The organism is Gordonia sp. NPDC003425 (assembly GCF_053588635.1).
Genome location: NZ_JBSFQI010000043.1, coordinates 1 through 1,521 on the forward strand (window position 1 = coordinate 1; position 1,521 = coordinate 1,521).

1 protein-coding gene is annotated in these 1,521 nt (G+C 64.3%); it reads left to right on the top strand.

Annotated features, from left to right (window positions below; genetic code table 11):
* Positions 1-283: 283 nt before the first annotated feature.
* A complete protein-coding gene (locus tag ACWDTD_RS20490) occupies positions 284-1,123 on the top strand; it encodes a F510_1955 family glycosylhydrolase (protein ID WP_449748950.1) in 840 nt (279 codons plus the stop codon).
* Positions 1,124-1,521: the final 398 nt, after the last annotated feature.

Sequence of the window (1,521 nt, forward strand, 5' to 3'; positions counted from 1 at the left end):
ACACATCGGTCTCGTCCGCCACCTCGCTGCGATCGGCGACCTCGCCGGGGCGCGTCACCACCTCGGTACCGTCCTTGCCTCCCTCGTCCTCCAAAGACATTGCGGCCAACAACCTTCGCAGGCTTCCATCCCCATCCAGAAGTCGTGACCACGACCACGACGCCCCAGAGGGCCAGGGTGGCTCTCTACCGACCCTCTATCCCGGTCTCGCCGCCACACCGAGCACACCATCCAGCGCCGCCACCACCGAACACGGCCCTATCCACACGAAAGTCCTAGCCGCTTGCCTGCCTCAAACCCGTCCAACCGCACCGCTGCGGTCGTCCTCGCAGTCATCGCCACGCTGACTGTGCTAACCGGCTGCTCCACCCGGGAACAACCCACATCCCCACCACCGTCGGCAACCTCAGCAGAGAGCGCAACACTGACCCCAGAACTCGACCACCTCCACGCCCTGCACATCCGCGCCGACGGCACTATCCTCGCCGGAACTCACACCGGCGTAATCGCCCTCACCGCAGATGGAACCACCAGCCGGGTCGGCGCCTCCGACAACGACTTCATGGGACTGACCGGGGTAACCGGCTCTGACCGGCTCTTCGCCTCCGGCCATCCCGGCCCGCGGAGCTCGGCACCCAACCCGCTGGGACTCGTCGCCAGCGAAGATGGCGGGCAGACATGGACACCGAGATCGGTGGCCGGCCAAATCGACTTCCACGCGCTCGCCACCAACGGACAACTACTCGTAGGCTTCGACGGAATCAACCGCCTGCTCGTATCGACCGATGACGGGAGAAGCTGGACCCCCGGCGCGCCCCTGGCCGCAGCAGCACTCGCGATCACCGACCGCGGCGTATGGGCGACTACCCCAGATGGCCTGCAACACAGCACCGACGACGCCCAGACCTTCACAACCGTTCCCGATGCGCCGGCCCTAGCTCTCCTGGCGGCCGCACCCGATGGCACGCTCTGGGGCATCGACACCGCCGACACCGTCTGGCGCAGCCCAGACGGCACACACTGGGAACAACGCAGCACCATCAATAGTGTCAACGCGCTGGTCGCCAGAAACGCCGAAAATGCATACGCCGCAAACGAACAATTGCTCTACACGCTCAGCTAACGGACTCGTGTGGAGCAACGAAGGAAGGAGGCGACTCAGATCCGGACGCGCTTTTGATCACGTCCACTCCACCCACTCCACGAGCAGGATCTGACAGACGGTGGCACCCGGCCGACCTGGGTGGTCACTCTCGACCACCTGACGGCACCCAGAAACGCCACGTCTTCGAAGACGTCACTGTCGTTATCGATGAGACGAGCAGCCCCGACTACCCCACGAACTTGCTGCGCGTGTCACAGCTGCGTGAGCACACCGAACCCGCGACCTCAAAGATCGCCTTGGGCGGGGACGGTTATCGAAGGCGGGAGTATCAGATTAACGGTGTAAGTGGCGTTTTCGGTTAGTTGTCCTCGCTGGCCGGCATGCGGTCGGCGAAGGTGATGGCGAATGCGTTGAGT